Source organism: Corynebacterium sp. HMSC062A03, assembly GCF_001811145.1.
In the GTDB taxonomy this organism is placed as follows: Bacteria; Actinomycetota; Actinomycetes; order Mycobacteriales; family Mycobacteriaceae; genus Corynebacterium; species Corynebacterium aurimucosum.
Map to the genome: position 1 here is coordinate 24,696 of NZ_KV803701.1, position 15,214 is coordinate 39,909.

The 15,214-nt window shown below is 60.3% G+C and carries 12 protein-coding genes; 3 read left to right on the forward strand and 9 right to left on the reverse strand.

Annotated elements, in window-relative coordinates; all coding sequences use genetic code 11:
* Positions 1-62 precede the first annotated feature (62 nt).
* On the forward strand, positions 63-1,214 hold the full coding sequence (locus HMPREF2781_RS09915; RefSeq protein ID WP_070444064.1) for an S-(hydroxymethyl)mycothiol dehydrogenase: 1,152 nt from the start codon (positions 63-65) through the stop codon (positions 1,212-1,214).
* Complete coding sequence (locus tag HMPREF2781_RS09920; RefSeq protein ID WP_070444061.1) at positions 1,215-1,850, forward strand: MBL fold metallo-hydrolase; 636 nt, start codon at positions 1,215-1,217, stop codon at positions 1,848-1,850.
* A gap of 14 nt (positions 1,851-1,864) precedes the next feature.
* On the opposite strand, the gene HMPREF2781_RS09925 is transcribed toward HMPREF2781_RS09920, so the two are convergent.
* The 8 genes from HMPREF2781_RS09925 to HMPREF2781_RS09960 all read right to left on the reverse strand — a co-directional run bounded on the left by HMPREF2781_RS09925 (position 1,865) and on the right by HMPREF2781_RS09960 (position 11,172).
* A complete protein-coding gene (locus HMPREF2781_RS09925) occupies positions 1,865-2,659 on the reverse strand; it encodes a cytochrome c biogenesis CcdA family protein (protein ID WP_070444058.1) in 795 nt (264 codons plus the stop codon).
* A gap of 81 nt (positions 2,660-2,740) precedes the next feature.
* Entirely contained in the window at positions 2,741-3,610 is an 870-nt protein-coding gene (locus HMPREF2781_RS09930) for a thioredoxin domain-containing protein (RefSeq protein WP_246815690.1), read from the reverse strand.
* A gap of 147 nt (positions 3,611-3,757) precedes the next feature.
* Positions 3,758-4,624, reverse strand: a complete 867-nt coding sequence (rfbA, locus tag HMPREF2781_RS09935) for a glucose-1-phosphate thymidylyltransferase RfbA (RefSeq protein ID WP_070444055.1) — start codon at positions 4,622-4,624, stop codon at positions 3,758-3,760.
* Between the two features lie 117 nt (positions 4,625-4,741).
* Entirely contained in the window at positions 4,742-6,106 is a 1,365-nt protein-coding gene (locus tag HMPREF2781_RS09940) for a sugar nucleotide-binding protein (RefSeq protein WP_070645725.1), read from the reverse strand.
* Between the two features lie 7 nt (positions 6,107-6,113).
* Entirely contained in the window at positions 6,114-7,118 is a 1,005-nt protein-coding gene (rfbB, locus tag HMPREF2781_RS09945) for a dTDP-glucose 4,6-dehydratase (RefSeq protein ID WP_070645727.1), read from the reverse strand.
* 59 nt (positions 7,119-7,177) lie between these two features.
* A complete protein-coding gene (locus HMPREF2781_RS09950; protein ID WP_070645729.1) occupies positions 7,178-8,536 on the reverse strand; it encodes a M1 family metallopeptidase in 1,359 nt (452 codons plus the stop codon).
* Positions 8,537-8,620: 84 nt separating this feature from the next.
* Positions 8,621-9,700, reverse strand: coding sequence for an alpha/beta hydrolase (locus HMPREF2781_RS09955; protein WP_070645731.1), 1,080 nt, complete (start codon positions 9,698-9,700; stop codon positions 8,621-8,623).
* Between the two features lie 38 nt (positions 9,701-9,738).
* The gene (locus tag HMPREF2781_RS09960; protein ID WP_070645733.1) at positions 9,739-11,172 is read right to left on the reverse strand and encodes an alpha/beta hydrolase; all 1,434 of its coding nucleotides are present in this window, start codon (positions 11,170-11,172) and stop codon (positions 9,739-9,741) included.
* Between the two features lie 655 nt (positions 11,173-11,827).
* Between HMPREF2781_RS09960 and lpdA the strand changes: the two genes are divergently transcribed.
* On the forward strand, positions 11,828-13,240 hold the full coding sequence (gene lpdA, locus HMPREF2781_RS09965; protein ID WP_070645735.1) for a dihydrolipoyl dehydrogenase: 1,413 nt from the start codon (positions 11,828-11,830) through the stop codon (positions 13,238-13,240).
* A 497-nt stretch (positions 13,241-13,737) separates the two neighbouring features.
* Here lpdA and ramB read toward each other — a convergent pair whose 3' ends face one another.
* Complete coding sequence (gene ramB / locus HMPREF2781_RS09970) at positions 13,738-15,144, reverse strand: acetate metabolism transcriptional regulator RamB (protein ID WP_070645737.1); 1,407 nt, start codon at positions 15,142-15,144, stop codon at positions 13,738-13,740.
* Positions 15,145-15,214: the final 70 nt, after the last annotated feature.

Consider the following 15,214-nt stretch of genomic DNA (forward strand, 5'->3'; position numbering starts at 1 on the left):
CGCTCTTCTGACTTTTCAGGCCCGGGCAACGTTGCCCGGGCCTTTCGCGTACCCTCGCGGACATGGCTGTTAATGAAAATGTAAATGAAAATAACTCCCAGCAAGGCGCGGAGGTCGTCCGCGGCGTGATTGCGCGCGCGAAGGGCGAGCCCGTCGAGACCGTCAACATCGTCGTGCCCGCCCCGGGCGAGCACGATGTCGTGGTCAAGGTCCAGGCCTGCGGCGTCTGCCACACCGACCTGGCTTACCGCGATGGCGATATCGAGGATGCCTTCCCCTTCCTGCTTGGGCATGAGGCGGCGGGCGTCGTCGAGCGCGTGGGCGATGCCGTCACCCACGTCGAGGTCGGTGACTTCGTGGTCCTGAACTGGCGCGCGGTGTGCGGCGAGTGCCGCGCCTGCAAGAAGGGTGAGCCGAAGTACTGCTTCAACACCCACAACGCCTCCGCGAAGATGACGCTCGCGGACGGGGATAAGGACGCCGGCACCGAGCTCACCCCGGCGCTCGGCATCGGCTCCTTCGCGGAGAAGACCCTGGTCCACGAAGGCCAGTGCACCAAGGTCAACCCGGAGGCAGACCCGGCGGCCGCGGGCCTGCTGGGCTGTGGCGTGATGGCCGGCTTGGGCGCTGCGGTGAATACCGCGGACGTCAAGCGCGGCGAGTCCGTCGCGGTCTTCGGCTGCGGTGGCGTGGGCATGGCGGCCATTGCCGGCGCGGTGCTGGCGGGTGCCTCCAAGGTCATCGCCGTGGACCTGGACCCGGACAAGCTGGAACTGGCCAAGAAGTTCGGCGCTACCCACACCGTTGCGGCGAAGGATAAGTCTGAGGACGAGGTCATCGAGGCAGTCCGCGAGCTCACCGATGGTTTCGGCACCGACGTGGCCATTGACGCCGTGGGCATCCCGGTGACCACCCGCCAGGCCTTCTACTCCCGCGACCTGGCCGGCCGCATGGTCATGGTGGGCGTGCCGAACCTCACCAGCCGCTTCGACGTCCCGGCGATCGATTTCTTTGGACGCGGCGGATCGCTGAAGTCCTCCTGGTACGGCGATTGCCTGCCGGAGCGTGACTTCCCCATGTACGTCGACCTCTCCCTGCAGGGCCGCTTCCCGCTGCAGGACTTCGTCACCGAACGCATTGGTCTGGACGACGTTGAGGAAGCCTTCGCTACCATGAAGGCTGGCAAGGTACTTCGATCCGTAGTGGAGCTGTAAATGATCATTGAACAGTTTGTAACCTCAGGAAAGTTCCGCCTGGATGGCGGTGAGTGGGACGTGGACAATAACGTCTACATCCTGGCCGCTGGTGGCGCGTCAAGCGACGCCGAGTGCTACATCATCGATCCTTCCCACGACGCCGAGCGCGTCATCGAAGAGGTAGGACAGCGCACCGTCAAGGGCGTTATCCTCACCCACGCACATAACGACCACTGCGAACTCGCGCCCCAGGTGGCTGAGCACTTCGGTGTGTCTGTGTACCTGCACCCGGATGATCGCCCCCTGTGGGAGGAGACGCACGAGGACGCCACCTTCGTGCCGCTGGAGGATAACCAGCTCTTCACCGTGGGTGATAGCGATTTCGTGGTCTTCCACACGCCGGGTCACTCGCCGGGATGCGTGGTGCTCTACATTGCGGACGAGGCCACGCTGCTGTCGGGAGATACTCTCTTCAACGGCGGGCCGGGCGCTACCGGCCGCAAGTACTCTGACTTCGACGTCATCATCGAGTCCCTGCGCAACCGCGTGTTGAACCTCCCGCCGGAGACCCGCGTCCTCCCGGGCCACGGCGATGAGACCACCATTGGTGCTGAGGCGGCGCGCATCGATGAGTACATCGCGCGCGGTTACTAGACCTTAAGCAAACCTTAGGCCTGGGTGCGGGCTGCTTTCACTCCCACGGCCACCGTGGCAGCGAGTGAAAGCCCGAACCAGACCCACGCATCCGCCACGCCCGCGCTGAAGGCGCGGGCTTTTTCCTGCACTGCGAACTGTGCATCCGTGCTTAAGACCGCGGGTAGTGTTGCGCTGCCGTAGCTCAAAATAAACAGCACGCCGATGAGCACGAAGAACGCGCCCGAGACAATGGACAAGGTATTCGTGCGCACGGGGCCGAGGACCACCTCGCGCCCGCGCAGCCAGGACCACGAGCCCACATCGAGGCGCTCCCACAGCGCAGCCAGCACAAAGAGCGGTGCAGCCATGCCCGCAGCATAAGCCACCATAATGAGTCCGCCGTAGAGCGCGCTGCCCGACGCTGCGGCCGTGGTGAGAACAGCACCTAGGAGCGGGCCCGCGCAAAAGCCGGCGAAGCCATAAACCGCGCCGAGCAGAAATACCTTGCCCCGCGCCTTACCGGACAGGGCATCCATGCCGGGGATGCGGAAGCCGCCACCTAGGGCGGTAAAGATTCCCAGCGCGATGATGATCCACCCCGCCACCGTGATGACCTGGCTGCGGTATTGCGCAAGCAGGGCGGCCAGGCCCATGCCGATGGGCACGAGCGTGGTGCACAGGCCCAAAAAGAAGACCATGGTCTTGAATAGCAGCTGGCGCTGTGACTCAAAGGCATAGGCAAAGAAGGCTGGCACCAACAGCGCTGAACAGGGGCTGATCAAAGTCAGCACACCGGCGATGACGGCGCCAAAAATTCCGATGCTCATACGCTCACCCCTACTGCATAACCGCCCAAGAATGCGGTCAAGATAACCAGTGCGATGAAGACCCACACGATAAGCGGTGGTTTAGGCATTGGCCGCCTTTCCCAGCTGTTCCTGGATGACCTGCTCAAATACCTCTAGGGGCTGCGCACCACTGACGAACTGATCTCCCACCACGAAGGCCGGGGTACCCGTAATACCAATCTGGGACGCATAGCTGGTGGCTGTCTCGATGACCTCGGTGTAGGTGTCATCCGTGGCCTGCTGGCGGAACTTCTCCAAGTCCGCAACGCCGGCCTTCTTGGCAAACTTCATGAAGTCCTCGATGCCGAATTCTGGGTGGCCGCTGATGTCCTTGCTGGCGGTGTAGAGCTCGTGCTTGAACTCCTGGAACTTGCCCTGTGCTGCGGCCGCGCGCCCGGCCTTGGCAGCTTCGACGGCGGCGGGGCCGTTCACGGGGAAGTCATTCCATTCGATGCGCACCAGGCCCTTTTCCACGTACTTTTTAAGGATATCCGGCTCGGTGACATTAGCGTGGCGGGAGCAGAACGGGCACTCGAAATCGGAGAATTCCGAAATCACCACGGGCGCATCCACCGCGCCCACGGCGAAAGGATCGTCCTCTTTCTTGCGGTGCACGACTGTGATATCCCCGGTCTTGATATCGCCGCCGGGGCCGAAAATCATCGGGTCACCCTTGCCGTCGGCGAATTTCGTGCCGGGTGTGGCCTTGTCAGCGTCCTTCGTTAGGTCTTCGGTGGGTGCCGTGCTCGTCGCGGTCTCCTGCGCTGCGTGAGTACCTTCGTCGTTGGAAGAAGCACGTTCCGCCAGCAGGAAACCAATGATGATGGCCAGAATTACAATGATTACTAACAATCCCCACGCCACGGGGCTGATGGTGGATAGCGCTGATTTCTTCGAATCATTGGTGGGACGAGAGGATGAACTAGGCATGCGATTACCTTAACGCGTCTGGGCTCGTTTGGGTGATGGTGGCTCCTGATACAGGGCGAGGGACGCTTAGGCGCGTACCGATCGATCAAATAAGGTCCGAAAACCTCCGGTATCTGAGCCCTTATTTGATCGATCGGTACCTCGGGCTTAGCTCTCTTGGGCGGCGGCGAGGAGATAACGGCCATAGCCGGACTTCAGGAGGGGCTCGGCCAGCTCGGTGAGTGCGGCGGCATCGATGAAGCCTTCCTCGAAGGCAGCAACCTCCGGCGAACCAATGACGGTGCCGGTGCGTTTTTGCATCACCTCGACGTAGGACGAGGCCTCACTCATGGAGTCCACCGTGCCGGTATCCAACCAGACGTCACCGCGCTGCATGCGCTTGACGCGCAGCTGCCCGCGGCGCAGGTATTCCTCGTTGACGGCGGTGATCTCTAACTCCCCGCGCGCGCTGGGCTGGATGGATTTGGCAATCTCCACCACCGAATTGTCGTAGAAATACAAGCCCACCACGGCGTGGTTAGACTTGGGTGCATCGGGCTTTTCCTCGATGGACAGGGCCTGGCCGGAGGAGTCAAAGTCGACAACGCCGTAGCGCTGCGGATCGGAAACCTCGTAGGCAAAGATGATGCCGCCGCCTGGGCGGCTGCACTCATTCAGTGCCGTGGAGAAGCCGTGTCCGTCAAAAATATTGTCGCCCAAGACGAGGGCCACATCATCCTCAGCGATGAAGTCTTCCGCGATGAGGAAGGCCTGCGCCAAACCTTCGGGCCGGGGTTGGACCGCATAGTGCAGCATGAGGCCGAGCTGCGAGCCATCGCCGAGCAGGCGCTGGAAGGCTGCCTGATCTTCCGGGGTGGTGATGATGAGGATCTCGCGTATGCCGGTCTGGATCAGGGTGGTCAGGGGATAGTAGACCATCGGCTTGTCATAGATGGGCATGAGCTGCTTCGAGATGCCCTTGGTAATGGGGTAGAGGCGGGTCCCAGAGCCGCCTGCGAGAATGATGCCCTTCATGGGCTTCAAGCTTAACGGAGGGGTCCCGCGCCGGGGCGCGACGGCGCGGGCTGGCGAACATAACACTTAACTTCCCACATAACATAACACCTGGGAAGTTAAGTGTTATGTTGAGTGTTATGCCGGGTAAAGCCCCAGGTAGAGCGCCAAAGCGGCCCGCCAGTTCATGGGTTTAAAGCCGGTGGCTTCAATCTTGGACAGGTCGAAGGTGGACTCCTTCGGGCGGGGGGCTTCGGGCCCGGCGATCTCGCGGTACTGCTCGGTGCTGACCGGCGCGACATTGGCGGGATCCTGGCCCACGCCGGTGAAAACGGCCATGGCAATCTCATCGCGGCCCACCACATCGCCCGAGTTGGAGATGTTGTACACGCCGTACTCGGCTTCAGTCTTGAGCAGGTGGATGATGCCCTTGGCCAGGTCCTCGGCGAAGGTGGGGCGCCCGCGCTGATCATGAATGACGGAGGGCTTGACGCCCTTATTCGCCAACGAGCGCATGGTGGCCATGAAGTTGGCGCCATCGCCGAAGACCCACGAGGTGCGGATGACGTAATGGCGCGGTGCGGTTTGCGCGGCGGTATCGCCCGCGGCTTTCGACGCCCCATAGGCCGAGAGCGGGGAAGGCACTTCCTCCTCGGAGTGGACCTCGTGAGAGCCATCAAAGATATAATCGCTGGATACGTGTACCAAGGTCAGGTTATTCTCCGCCGCAATGCGCGCGAGCTTCGCCGGGGCGGAAGCGTTGACCGCCCAAGCTGCGGCGCGATCGTCCTCCGCACCGTTGACATCGTTATAAGCCGCGCAGTTGATGATGGCTGAGTATTGCTTCCACGGGCGGGCAGGCGGGTTAGTGATATCGAATTCTTCGTGTCCACAGAACTCCACCGCGCCCAAGCCAGCGGAGGGCAGGAACTTCTTTAATGCGCGGCCCAGTTGCCCGTTGGCCCCGGTGACCAGGATGCGGCGAGGGGGCATGGGGGAGACGTCGGCAAGCGCGGGGTGCCCCTTGTCCTTGTCGGAGATCTCCGTTGGTTCCAGCGGCCAGTCCACCATGTCCAGGTTGACGCAGGTGTACTCCGCGTCCGGGGACCAATGGTCATTGACCAGGTAGGAGTAGGCGCAGGCCTCCAGAGCCTGGAAACCATTAGCCACGCCCCGCGGCACGAAGACGGCCACGTCCTCGCGCAGCTCGTGGGTTACCAGTTGGCCAAAGGTAGATGAGCCCTCACGCAGATCGCACCACGCGCCGAAGGCCCGGCCGGAGGCTACGGAGACGAGCTTGTTCCAGGGCTCCGCGTGCAACCCGCGCGTAACCCCCTTCTCCGCATTGAAGGAGACGTTGTTCTGCACCGGCTGGAAGTCCGGTAGCCCGGCCGCCACCATCTTCTCGCGCTGCCAGTTCTCCTTGAACCAGCCGCGGTTATCGCCGTGGACGTCGAGCTCCACAATGAGCAGGCCCTCAATGGCCGTTGACTGCACCTTCATGGTTTCTTTACTGTCCTTGCTTTGCGTAGTTGGCTTCGACTTCTTCCTTGCCTGGGCGCCACCAGTCCTCGTGTGCGCGGTACCACTCAATAGTGGCGGCCAGGCCCTCCCGCAGATCTGTGTAGCGCGGGGTCCAGCCCAGCTCGCGGCGCAGCTTGCTGGCATCCATGGCGTAGCGCTGGTCATGGCCCGGGCGGTCCGCCACGTGCTCAAAGCGCGCCCGGCCATTATCCGTCGCCCCCATGAGCTCACAAATCATCTCGATGACCTGGCGGTTGTTCGTATCCTCCTGGTCGGCGCCGATGTTATAGGTCTCCCCGATGCGCCCGCGGTCCAGGATGGCGAGCACCGCCTCGTTGTGATCATCCACGTGGATCCAATCCCGCACCTGCTCGCCGGTGCCATAAAGCTTGGCTGGCTGACCTAGAAGCAGGTTGGTGATTTGTCGCGGGATGAACTTCTCAATGTGCTGATACGGGCCATAATTATTGGAGCAATTAGACATGGTTGCCCGCAGCCCAAAGCTGCGCACCCACGCACGCACCAGGTGATCGGAGCCGGCCTTCGTGGCCGAATAGGGCGAAGAGGGGTTATAGGGAGTCTCCTCGGTGAAGTAGGTATCGGCGCCAATGTCCAAATCACCAAAAACCTCATCGGTGGAGACGTGGTGGAGGCGCACATCGTGGCGGCGGCAGGCCTCCAGCAGCACGAAGGTGCCCATGATGTTGGTGTGGAGGAAGGGCGAAGGATCCCGCAAAGAGTTGTCATTGTGGGATTCCGCTGCGAAGTGCACCACGGTATCCGCCTGGGACACGAGCTTGTCGACGACCCCCTCATCCGCCACGTCCCCTACCACGAGCTCGGCGTCCACGCCGTCGAGATTGGCGCGATTGCCCGCGTAGGTGAGCTTATCTAGGACGGTGATCTCCACCTCCGGGCGCTGCTGGGCCACGAGCCGCACGAAGTTTGCACCAATAAAGCCGGCGCCGCCGGTAACAAGCAGTCTGCGCATGGTCTCCCAGTTTAGAGCATGCAGTGCTCATGGTACTGCCGGGATGAAGCGGCCGATTTTTATAGCGGGAAGCGCGGCAGCTCCGGCTTATCCAACCACTGGGCTAGGAGCTGGTCGACGTCACCCGGGTTCTCCGCTGCCTCGCGCATGCGGCTGATGAGATCCTCCGGGGTCACCACCGAGTGCTGCGCTGCGGTGAGGTACTCCCGCACCGTGCGGAAGAAGGCCTCATCACCCACGAGGCGGCGCAGTGCGTGGACGGTCAGCGCACCGCGCTTGTAGACGCGGTCATCGAACATATCGCGCGTACCAGGATCGCTGAGCAGGATGTCCTGCTTCTTGCGGGCCAGCACCTGATAATGCGAGCGCGCTGATTCATGTGCCGGGCGGCCATGCGCGTGCTCAAACCACAGCCACTCGCAGTAGCAGGCGAAACCTTCGTTGAGCCAGATATCCTTCCACTCCATCAGGCCCACGGAGTTGCCGAACCACTGGTGGGAGAGCTCGTGCGCGATGAGCCGCTCGAAGACGTGATCCCCCTTGACGTGGTTGGAGCCAAAGATAGACAGGCCCTGGGCTTCGAGCGGGATTTCCAGCTCATCATCGGTGATGACTACCTGGTAATCGGCGAAGGGGTAGTGGCCAAAGAGCGTGGAATAGAAATCCAGCATCTCCTGCTGCTGGGCGAATTCCTCGAGCACTACGTGCTTGAGGCGGGCCGGTGCCCACGCGCGGACGTTGGCCCCAAGTGAGATCTCGATGTACTCACCAACTTGGACCGTGGCGAGGTAGGTGGCCATGGGGTGCTTGACGCGGTAGTGCCAGCGCGTCATGGAACCACCCGCGCTACGGCGGGAGACCAGCTTGCCGTTGGAGATGACCACGAAAGGATCGTCGGCGGTAATGCGAATATCGTAGGTGGCCTTTGCGGACGGGGTGTCATCGCACGGGAACCAGCTGGGCGCGCCATTGGGCTGGCTAGCTACCAAAGAGCCGGAATCCGTCTCCTCCCAGCCGATCTCACCCCATGGCGTGCGCAGCGGGCGGGGTGATCCGCCATAGCGAATCAGCAGTTCAAACTCTTGGCCTTCTGCGATTGTGTCGGCGAAGTTCAAGCGCAGCTTCCCGCCGGATAGGCGGAACTTGGCTACGCGCGGTGCATGCTTTGCCGTGATGCGGCGGGCCACCATGGCGCCGCCGAGGTCGAGGGTGAGCCTGTCCAAGTCCTCCAATGCGCGAATATGAAGCACAGCTTCGCCTTGGAGCATGTTGGGCTCCACGCGGTAGGCCAGGTCCAAGTCATAGTGGGTGATTTCGAAGCCGAGGTTGAAATCCACCCCGGTATAGCTATCCCGAGTAGGTGCGGCGTGGCCGCGGGCGGACGAGATATGCGAAAGGGCGGTAGAAAGCAGCTTCATAATGCCGCTATCCTACCGCCCTGTTTGACTTATCCGAAGCCAGGGGAGCAGGCATGCCGAACCACGACATGCTTAGCTCACTGTTTAGGAGTTGAAGGCTTCCTCAAAGGTAGGCCAGGACTTCACCAGGTCCTCGCGCCAGCCCGGCCAGGAGTGCGTGCCCACATTGCGGAGGTTGTAAGTTGCCGGAATGTTCTGCTTATCCAGCTTTGCCTTGAGCATGTGGGTGCAGTGGTTAACTGCCGCCTCGATGACGCCGCCTTCCACCTGCAGCTGCGCCGAGCCCAGGTAGGCCGTCAACGGGCTGTAACCCTTGTTGATGTAGTAGGACGGGGTATCCTGCTCACCGGCGAAGCCCGATGCGGAGGAGATGTACAGCTTGGTGCCGCGCAGCTTCTCGGAGTTCATCAGGGCGTCGTTGTAGCGGTTGTAGGCAGAGCCCATCGGTCCCCACATCTGCTCCGGCTGGCCGCCACCGCGGTTCACAGTGAGGCGCAGGAACTCGTACTCGGTGGGGTAGGCGGTCGCAGCACAGCCGGCGAAGGAACCAACTGCGTCATAGAAGCCTTGGTTGTGCTGAGCAAACAGCAATGACGACGTCGCGGACATGGACATGCCGGCGATGGCGCGCTTGTTGCTTGCGTTCAGACGCTCCTCCAGCGGGCCAGGCAGCTCCTTGGTCAGGAAGGTCTCCCACTTCTGCGGGCCCTTGAGGTACTTGCCGTTGGGATCCTCCAGCCAGTCGGTGTAGTAGGAGAAGGCACCTGCCTGCGGAACCACCACGTTGACGTCCTTCTCAGCGTAGAAGTCCACGACATCCGACATGTACAACCAGTCGGAATCCTGCTCGGCGGAACCAGCGCCGTTGAGCAGGTAGACCGTCGGGCGGTCCGGGTTCTTAGCCGGGATGACAGCCAGCGGAATGGCGCGGCCGTTCATCGCCGGCGAGGTAGCCTCCAGCTTGAGAACGCGGGCGTCATCCTTGTAGTGCTCATACCACTTTTGGCTCTCCACCTCCGGGGTGACCTGCAGGTCCGAGATAGTGGATAGGGCAGTGTCACCCGCAACCTGCTGCGGGGTGATGGTGGCAGCACCGGCAACGGGGCTGACCAGCGCGGCGGCGCTGAGCGCGCCGGCGGCGAGGAGAGAGCTAAGACGCTTCATAACGTTCCTTATTCAATAATTGGTACGGCGAATAGAGCTTAGTGCTCGGTCGCCTCAGTATCTACTGGCAGGGAATCAGCGGGGGCGTCGTTGTTCGCCTCTGCCTCATCCAATTTCGCATCCTGACTATCGGCCTCGGCCTTCATTTCGTTAGCGCTCGTGTCCTCATCTGCGGCATAAGTTGCCGCTTCAGGTGCGGAGGGGTTCTCAGGAAGACCGAAGGCGCGTGCAAAGGTTGGCCACGAGGAGTTGACGTCGTCGTACCAGCCCGGCCAAGAGTGGGTACCGGTGTTGCGCATGTTGAATACAGCGTCGACACCTTCGCGCTCCATCTTTGCCTTCAGGTCATGCGTGCAGGCGTTCATGGCTGCCTCGATGACGCCGCCCTCAACCACGAGGGTGGAGGAGGACTTGAACGCCTGGGACGAGCCCAAGGCGTCAATCTTGGACGAGCCCAAGTCAGTTGCTCCAGCCAAACCGGAGTTGGCGGAAACGTAGACCTTGGAATTGCCCATGTTGTTCTTCGTGGCGTTAATGAGGCCATCGTTGTAGCGGTTGTAATCGCCGCCCTTCGCACCCCACATCTGCTCGGTGCTTCCGCCACCGCGGTTCACCGTGAGCTGCGCGTAGAAGTTTGGCAGCGGAGTCGAGGTAGCAGCGCAACCGGAGTAGGAGCCGATGGCATCGTAGAAGTTCGGGTTGTGCTGCGCCAGCACCAGCGAGGAGGTAGCAGACATGGACATGCCGGCGATGCCGCGCTTGCCGTTGCCGTTAATGCGATCCTCCAGCGGTCCCGGCAGCTCCTTGGTCAGGAAGGTCTCCCATTTCTGTGGGCCCTTGAGGTAGTCGCGGTCCGGGGTAGTCAGCCAGTCGGTGTAGTAGGAGAAAGCACCCGCCTGCGGGATGACGACGTTCACGTTGCGGTTGGCGTAGTAGTGAACGAGATCCTGAGTCTTCTCCGTATTCGGATCGAGATCCTTGGCCACGGTGGAAGTAATCCAGTCCATGCCCTGCTCGGCGCCGCCGGCACCGTTGAGCAAGTAGAGGGTGGGGCGGGAGGCGTCAAAGGTGCCGTCCGGGGTGATCACTGCAAGGGGGACGTCGCGGCCCATAGCGGGCGCGGTGGCCTTGATGCCCCTCACCTTATGGCGATAATCCCAGTACTTGAAGACATAGCCCATCCACTTTTTGTCATCCGGGATGTTCTTGATATCGACGTTCTTAAAGGAGACTTTCTTGTCGAAGGAAGCCTCAAACTGCTCACGGGACGGCGTCGGGTTGCCGGCTTTGTCCTTAGGCAGGTACTCCTCGAGCTCGTCGTAAAGGTCGATATCGGAAATCTGGGATTTTTCAGCGTTACCGCGGATTTCATCCGGGTCAATGTCGGATGCGCTGGCGATAGGGGATACAACGGCGCCGAGGGCTAAGGCTGATGCCGCTGCCAGCGTCGTGAGAGAGCGCGCAATCTTCATGGAATCTCGCTTTCTTGATGATGAGCGGAAGTGTAGGGGCAAGTTTAAAAGATGCTCCGGACAAACCACCCTTGAAATGGGCAAAAGTACTGATAGACGGGCAATTCAGTACCCCCGAAGATAAGGGTAGCGTGATTAAACATACCAAGTTATTAGAGTGAATGGTGGTATTGAAGTTGAAACCGTGTCATAATCTTTCCGCGCCTATTCCTGGGTTATGTAACGCAACGACAGTCTCGTTCGTTAGTGGAGCTAGGTACCGAGACCGCCTCCGGCGGCTGCCTGCATCGCTGTGACCTCGCGGGAGGGGTGCCGCGTAAAGTCGCGCACGCCGCTCAAATACCAACAGAAAGAAGAAGAATGAACTTTTTTGACACCATCCTCGTTTCCATCAACCAGGTGCTGGGCCAGATCGCTCACTTCGGCTCCTCCACGTCCTCGAAGGCTGCCCTGGACTGGGGTCTGTTCTAAGAAATCTGCAGGGGGTAGTGCCCCGCTTTCCTTCCCCTAATCCCCTTCATTGGGGGTTGGGGGTTTATTTGTGCCAGTTTGCATTCCGCGCGTTAGGCCTGCATCGGGACGGCTATGAACGTCTGGTGGATACATGCTCGGGGGTGGTGGGACAGCGAGCCTAAAGTTACGTATCCTATAGAGCGTGACTAATGAACATTTTGACGTTGTAGTACTCGGCGCGGGCCCCGGCGGCTACGTGTCCGCCATCCGCGCTGCCCAGCTGGGCAAGAAGGTTGCCGTTATTGAGAAGCAGTACTGGGGCGGTGTCTGCCTCAACGTGGGCTGCATCCCGTCCAAGGCTCTTCTTAAGAACGCTGAGGTTGCACACACCTTCAACCATGAGGCAAAGGCCTTTGGTATTTCCGGCGATGTTTCTTTCGACTTCGGTGTTGCGCACAAGCGCTCCCGCAAGGTTTCGGAGGGCATCGTCAAGGGTGTGCACTACCTGATGAAGAAGAACAAGATTACGGAGATCAATGGTCTCGGCTCCTTCAAGGACGCCAAGACCATCGAGATTACCGAGGGCGATGACAAGGGTAAGACCGTTACCTTTGATAACTGCATTATCGCCACCGGCTCCGTTGTCCGTTCCCTTCCGGGCGTGGAAATCGGCGGCAACATCGTGTCCTACGAGGAGCAGATCCTTAACGATGATGCCCCGGATTCCATGGTGATCGTTGGCGCAGGCGCCATCGGTATGGAGTTTGCTTACGTTCTGGCCAACTACGGCGTGGACGTGACCATCGTGGAGTTTATGGACCGCGTCCTGCCAAACGAGGATAAGGATGTTTCCAAGGCTATTGCCAAGGAATACAAGAAGCTTGGAGTGAAGCTCCTGACCGGTTACAAGACCACCGCCATCAAGGACAACGGCGACAATGTCACCGTTGAGGTCGAGTCCAAGGACGGCTCCAAGACCGATACGCTGACCGTGGACCGCTGCATGGTCTCCATCGGCTTTGCCCCGCGCACCGAGGGCTACGGCCTGGAGAACACCGGTGTCGAGCTCACCGAGCGCGGCGCCATCGCTATCGATGATTACATGCGCACCAACGTTGAGGGCATTTACGCCATCGGTGACGTCACCGCGAAGCTGCAGCTTGCACACGTGGCTGAGGCGCAGGGTGTCGTGGCCGCTGAGGTCATCGCCGGCGCTGAGACCCAGCTGCTGGGTGACTACATGAATATGCCGCGCGCTACCTTCTGCAACCCGCAGGTTGCCTCCTTCGGTTACACCGAGGAGCAGGCTCGTGAGAAGTTCGCTGACCGCGACATCAAGGTTGCTACCTTCCCGTTCTCCGCTAACGGTAAGGCAGCTGGTCTGAACGAGACCGCGGGCTTCGTCAAGCTCGTCGCTGACAGCGAGTTCGGTGAGCTCATCGGTGGCCACATGGTGGGCTCCAACGTTTCCGAGCTGCTGCCGGAGCTGACCCTAGCGCAGCGCTTTGATCTCACCGCTGAGGAGATCGGACGTAACGTTCACACACACCCGACTCTGTCTGAGGCTATGAAGGAAGCAGCCGAGGGTATCGGCGGCCACATGATCAACCTCTAAGGTCACGGCAAGAAGCCAAAACAAGAACTCTCCCCCTCAAACCCAGAAAGGGTTTGAGGGGGAGAGTTGGTTTTAGCGCCGTAGCGCGCCTGCCTTTAGCCGAAGAGCTTGGAGGACAGAACGAACGGTGCATTAACGATGGTTACGAGAAGGCCCTGAATCTGGCCAAGGAAACCGTTAGCAAAGCTGCTCATGATAGTGATCCTTTCGATAGGGGATATCGGTCATGTTCCATTATAAGAAATTCGACCCTGAAAAATCTATGTATTTTGATAGGCAAAATCATGAGAAAGCTTTTTAAGGTCAATGTATATGGGCTGGCGGAAGCTTAAATGTCCAGTTCAAGATGTATAACAGGATTCCTGGGGGCGGATCTGTCCCCGGAAAAATTCATCCCGACTCTGGAGAGCGCTCCCCATAAAAGACAATAAAACGTTATTTGTGGTGTAAAAGCGTTCCTTTTGGCTAGTCCCTACTGCACGTGTCGCGAGATCTGGTTAGTACGGCGCAACCGCGGAGCGGTGGGCATCAATGACTAACTGCTCGTTGATAGCGGGGAAAGCTCGCTGCGAACAGTTCTGGCGCGGGCAGGTGCGGCAGCCAGCGCCAATCGGGGTCGCGGAAGAAAGGGCATCGAGGTTCAGGCCCTGGGCGTAGACAGTGCGGTTGGCGTGGCGGGCCTCGCAGCCCAAGCCGATGGAGAAGAGCTTGTTGGTATCCCCGAAACGGCCTTGCGGGTAGCTCACCGTGCGCGAAACCCAGAGGTAATTGCGCCCATCCGGCATCTGTGCCAGCTGGCGGGAAATGGTGTTGGGGCGTGAGAAGGACTCGTAGACATTCCACAGCGGGCAGGTGCCGCCGGAGTTGGAAAAGTGCACGCCCGTGGCTGATTGGCGCTTGGACATGTTGCCGGCGCGGTCCACCCGTACAAAGGTAAAGGGGATGCCGCGCTTGTTGGGTCGCTGCAGCGTGGAAAGGCGGGAGGCAATGGTTTCATAGCCCACGCCGAAAACATTGCAGAGGTACTCCACGTCATACCCGGATTGCTCGGCCTCACTATGGATGAGGTTGTAGGGCAAAAGGATGGCTGCAGCGTAGTAGTTGGCGATTCCCCGCTTGGCCAAGTTGATCGAGGCATCCGAGGTGAAGGGTTCTTCGTCCACGAGGTGGCTAATAAGCTCACCCGCTTCCAGGAACCCCAGCTCCGCCGCCATGCGGAAGGCGCGCTGGCCCACGCTCAGGCGGCTGGCTAGGCGAAGGGTGCCGGTGTTCTTGTCAAAGCGGTGCAGTGTGCCATCCATGCGATCGGTGGTGAGAATCTCCACGCCGTGCTGGGATGTGAGCCTGTCATTTAGAGCCTGCTCGATATCGCGGATGTGGAAGGGGGTGACGCCGAGCTCCGCGGCAATTCCCTCCGCATGAATATCCAATTCATCGAGGTAATTCTGCCGGGCATAGAAGAAGTCCCGCACCTCGTCGTGGGGCATGGATAGCGCCTGGCTGCCATCCGAGCGGCGGGTGTCGGTGGCAAGCGAAAGCTTGTCGCGAATGTTGCGGTAGCGACGGTGGATATCCACGAGCGTGCGGGCAACGGTGGGGTGGTTATAAACCAACTCGGACAATTCCTGAAGCTCCACGGGGGAGGGGCAGATTTCCTGGTCTTGTACGACATCCTGGATTTCTGCCAGCAGGCGTGAGTCATCATCGCGGGAGAAGAACGTGGCATCAACGCCAAATGCTTCAGTGATTTTCAGCAAGACCGGGACGGTAAGCGGGCGCACGTCATGCTCAATCTGGTTGACGTAGCTCGCTGAAAGTCCCAGCGTAGCGGCGAGGGAGGCTTGGCTGAGATCACGTTCGCGGCGCAGCTGGCGCAGGCGCGAACCCACGTATGTCTTGCTCATGTGAGCTAGGTTACCTAGTGCCTTTCACTCATAACAATATTTTTGCAAGGAATGTGTGAAGTATTTTAAC

What these genes read in the sequence shown, in the direction of transcription:
- HMPREF2781_RS09920 (WP_070444061.1), top strand. Translation starts at nt 1,215, where the DNA reads ATGATCATTGAACAGTTTGTAACCTCAGGAAAGTTCCGCCTGGATGGC.
- HMPREF2781_RS09955 (WP_070645731.1), bottom strand. Translation starts at nt 9,700, where the DNA reads ATGAAGCGTCTTAGCTCTCTCCTCGCCGCCGGCGCGCTCAGCGCCGCC.
- HMPREF2781_RS09925 (WP_070444058.1), bottom strand. Translation starts at nt 2,659, where the DNA reads ATGAGCATCGGAATTTTTGGCGCCGTCATCGCCGGTGTGCTGACTTTG.
- HMPREF2781_RS09915 (WP_070444064.1), top strand. Translation starts at nt 63, where the DNA reads ATGGCTGTTAATGAAAATGTAAATGAAAATAACTCCCAGCAAGGCGCG.
- rfbB (WP_070645727.1), bottom strand. Translation starts at nt 7,118, where the DNA reads ATGCGCAGACTGCTTGTTACCGGCGGCGCCGGCTTTATTGGTGCAAAC.
- ramB (WP_070645737.1), bottom strand. Translation starts at nt 15,144, where the DNA reads ATGAGCAAGACATACGTGGGTTCGCGCCTGCGCCAGCTGCGCCGCGAA.
- rfbA (WP_070444055.1), bottom strand. Translation starts at nt 4,624, where the DNA reads ATGAAGGGCATCATTCTCGCAGGCGGCTCTGGGACCCGCCTCTACCCC.
- HMPREF2781_RS09960 (WP_070645733.1), bottom strand. Translation starts at nt 11,172, where the DNA reads ATGAAGATTGCGCGCTCTCTCACGACGCTGGCAGCGGCATCAGCCTTA.
- HMPREF2781_RS09950 (WP_070645729.1), bottom strand. Translation starts at nt 8,536, where the DNA reads ATGAAGCTGCTTTCTACCGCCCTTTCGCATATCTCGTCCGCCCGCGGC.
- HMPREF2781_RS09940 (WP_070645725.1), bottom strand. Translation starts at nt 6,106, where the DNA reads ATGAAGGTGCAGTCAACGGCCATTGAGGGCCTGCTCATTGTGGAGCTC.
- HMPREF2781_RS09930 (WP_246815690.1), bottom strand. Translation starts at nt 3,610, where the DNA reads ATGCCTAGTTCATCCTCTCGTCCCACCAATGATTCGAAGAAATCAGCG.